3 protein-coding genes and 1 pseudogene are annotated in these 3002 nt (G+C 73.9%); all 4 read left to right on the forward strand.

Going from position 1 to position 3002, the window contains the following annotated elements; all coding sequences use genetic code 11:
* Window positions 1-1149, forward strand: a 1149-nt coding sequence (locus DKL51_RS29270; RefSeq protein ID WP_369008653.1) for an amylo-alpha-1,6-glucosidase, incomplete at its 5' end; no start/stop codon positions are given.
* A gap of 176 nt (window positions 1150-1325) precedes the next feature.
* Window positions 1326-2369, forward strand: a complete 1044-nt coding sequence (locus DKL51_RS29275) for a zinc-dependent alcohol dehydrogenase family protein (RefSeq protein ID WP_109947924.1) — start codon at window positions 1326-1328, stop codon at window positions 2367-2369.
* Between the two features lie 68 nt (window positions 2370-2437).
* The gene (locus DKL51_RS29280; protein ID WP_109947925.1) at window positions 2438-2740 is read left to right on the forward strand and encodes a GNAT family N-acetyltransferase; all 303 of its coding nucleotides are present in this window, start codon (window positions 2438-2440) and stop codon (window positions 2738-2740) included.
* Window positions 2741-2844: 104 nt separating this feature from the next.
* Window positions 2845-3002, forward strand: a pseudogene (locus DKL51_RS36780) (sphingosine kinase); the annotation flags it as partial.

Below are 3002 nucleotides of genomic sequence, written 5' to 3' on the forward strand. Positions count from 1 at the left end.
ATGCTCGGCATCGACCAGGGGACCGTGCTCGACGACTTCCGCGACGAGGAGCCGGGCAAGATCCTGCGCGAGTTCCGGTACGGCGAGCTGTCGGCCTTCGAGGAGCTGCCGCAGTCGCCGTACTACGGCAGCGCCGACGTGACCCCGCTGTACGTGGTCCTGCTCGACGAGTACGAGCGGTGGACCGGGGACGGGAGCATGGTGCGGGAGTTCGAGGAGGAGGCCCGCGCGGCGCTGCGCTGGATCGACGAGTACGGCGACATCCTCGGCAACGGCTACGTCTGGTACCAGCGGCGCAACGAGCGGAACGGGGTGGAGAACCAGGGCTGGAAGGACTCGCCGGAGGCGATCTGCTACGCCGATGGCCGGCTGCCCCGGCTGCCCCGGGCCACCTGTGAGCTGCAGGGCTACGCGTACGACGCGAAGCTGCGCGGGGCCCGCCTGGCCCGGGAGTTCTGGGGCGACCCGGCGTACGCGCAGGCGCTGGAACGGGAGGCGGCGGCGCTGAAGGAGCGCTTCAACCGGGACTTCTGGATCGCCGACCGCGGCTACTACGCGCTCGCCCTGGACGCCGACGGCCGGCAGGTCGACGCCCTCGCCTCCAACATGGGTCATCTGCTGTGGAGCGGCATCGTCGACGAGTCCCACGCCGCCGAGGTCGCCGCGCACCTGCTCGGCCCCCGGCTCTTCTCCGGGTGGGGCGTCCGCACGCTGGCCAAGGGGGAGGCGCGCTACAACCCGCTCGGCTACCACGTCGGGGGGGTGTGGCCGTTCGACAACGCGCTGATCGCGTGGGGGCTGCGCCGCTACGGCTTCGCCGAGGAGGCCGGCCGGATCGCCGAGGGCATGATCGACGCCGCCCACTACTTCTCCGGGCAGCTGCCCGAGGCCATCGCCGGCTATGCCCGGGAGCTGACCCGCTACCCGGTGCGCTACCCGGTCGCCAACAGCCCGCAGGCGCTGGCCACCTGCGCGCCGTTCCTGCTGCTCCGCGCCCTGCTCGGGCTGGAGCCGGCCGGCGACCAGCTGCTGATGGCGCCGCGGGTGCCGGACCGGTTCGGCCGGGTGGAGCTGCTCGACATCCCCGGGCGGTGGGGCCGTCGCGACGTGATCGGCAACGCTCGCCGGGATGCCCGGGTGCGACAGTGACCTGGGGTCGACGGCGACGGCCTGCGCGCCTCCGCCGGCGCGAGGGTGAGCCGGGCCACGCTGCCCGCGCTCCGGGTTTGGCGAGGCTCCGGGCCGGTCTACCGTTCCCCCCGGGGTGGTTCGGTCCGCCGGGCCGCCCACGGATCCGCCCGACCCGCCCCGGAGGACATGCCGTCATGCGCGCCACCGTGATTCACGGACCGAACGACATCCGGGTCGAGGAGGTGCCGGACGCCGCCGTCCGCGCCTCCACCGATGCCGTGGTACGGGTGGTGCTCGCCTGCATCTGCGGCAGCGACCTGTGGGCGTACCGGGGGGTGGCGAAGCGCCAGCCCGGGCAGCGGATCGGCCATGAGTTCCTCGGCGTCGTCGAGGCCACCGGGGCCGAGGTGAGCTCGGTCCGGGTGGGTGATCTGGTGGTCGCCCCGTTCGTCTGGTCCGACGGCGTCTGCGACTTCTGCCGGGAGGGCCTGCAGACCTCCTGCCCGCACGGCGGGTTCTGGGGCGAGCCGGGCTCCGACGGCGGCCAGGGCGAGGCGGTCCGCGTCCCGTACGCGGACGGCACCCTGGTGAAGCTGCCCGCCGAGGCGGCCGGCGACGAGCGGCTGCTGACCGCGATGCTGGCCCTGTCGGACGTGATGTCCACCGGCCACCACGCCGCCCTGGCCGCCCGGGTGCGTACCGGCGCCACCGTGGCCGTGGTCGGCGACGGCGCGGTGGGGCTCTGCGGGGTGCTCGCCGCGAAGCGGCTCGGCGCCGAGCAGATCATCGCGCTGGGCCGGCACACCGCCCGCACCGACATCGCCCGCTCCTTCGGCGCCACCGACGTGGTGGCCGAGCGGGGGGAGGCCGCGGTCGCCGCGGTGAAGGAGCTGACCAAGGGGCAGGGCGCGCACGCCGTGCTGGAGGCGGTCGGCACCGAGGAGTCGATGCGTACCGCGATCTCGATCGCCCGGGACGGCGGCGCGGTCGGGTACGTCGGGGTGCCGCACGGCGGCAGCGCCGGGGTGGACATCGGCCAGATGTTCGGCCGCAACGTCGCCCTCGGCGGCGGAGTCGCCCCGGCCCGCGCGTACATCCCGGAGCTGCTGGCCGACGTCCTCGACGGCAGCATCGACCCGGCGCCGGTCTTCGACCGCAGCGTCACCCTCGACCAGGTGCCGGACGGCTACCGGGCGATGGACGAGCGGACCGCCCTCAAGGTCCGCATCACCTTCTGACCGGAGAGCGCCGGGGGAGACCGGACGCCCGCACGGCGACCTGATGTACCCCGTGGTTGGATGGTCGGGTGCAGTTCACCGTGACAGACGTGCCGGAGCGGGAGCGGTTCGAGGCGCGGGACGAGGCGGGCGTGACGGCCGGCGTGGTCACGTATCAACTGACGGGCACCATCATCGCCTACACCCACACCGAGGTCGATCCCGAGTTCGAGGGCAAGGGCGTCGGGTCGATCCTGGCCCGTGCGGTGATGGACGACGCGCGGGCCAAGGGCCGGACCGTGGTGCCGATCTGCCCGTTCCTCAGCGGGTGGCTGGAGAAGCACCCTGAGTACGACGGCATCGTGGCCCGGTCGACTCGGAAGATCAAATAGTCTCCGGTGACGAGCCGTCCACTGGACGGAACGGGCCGACCGCTTCGCCGACGTGCGGTGGTGTCGGATACCGCCCCTGGTCGGCGGCGGCGTCGTCCCGTACGGTGCTCGCCGTGACCGCACAGGATCTTGCCCCGCCCGGCCCGGTGGCCGTGCTCGCCAACCCGACGGCCGGCCGGGGGCGGCACCGTGGCCTGCTGCCCGGGCTGCTGGAGCGGCTGGCGGACGCCGGCCGGCCGGTCCGGCTGCTGGAGGCGCACAC

Origin of the sequence: Micromonospora globispora (assembly GCF_003857015.1) — a bacterium.
In the GTDB taxonomy this organism is placed as follows: Bacteria; Actinomycetota; Actinomycetes; order Mycobacteriales; family Micromonosporaceae; genus Micromonospora; species Micromonospora globispora.

What these genes read in the sequence shown, in the direction of transcription:
- DKL51_RS29275 (WP_109947924.1), top strand. Translation starts at nt 1,326, where the DNA reads ATGCGCGCCACCGTGATTCACGGACCGAACGACATCCGGGTCGAGGAG.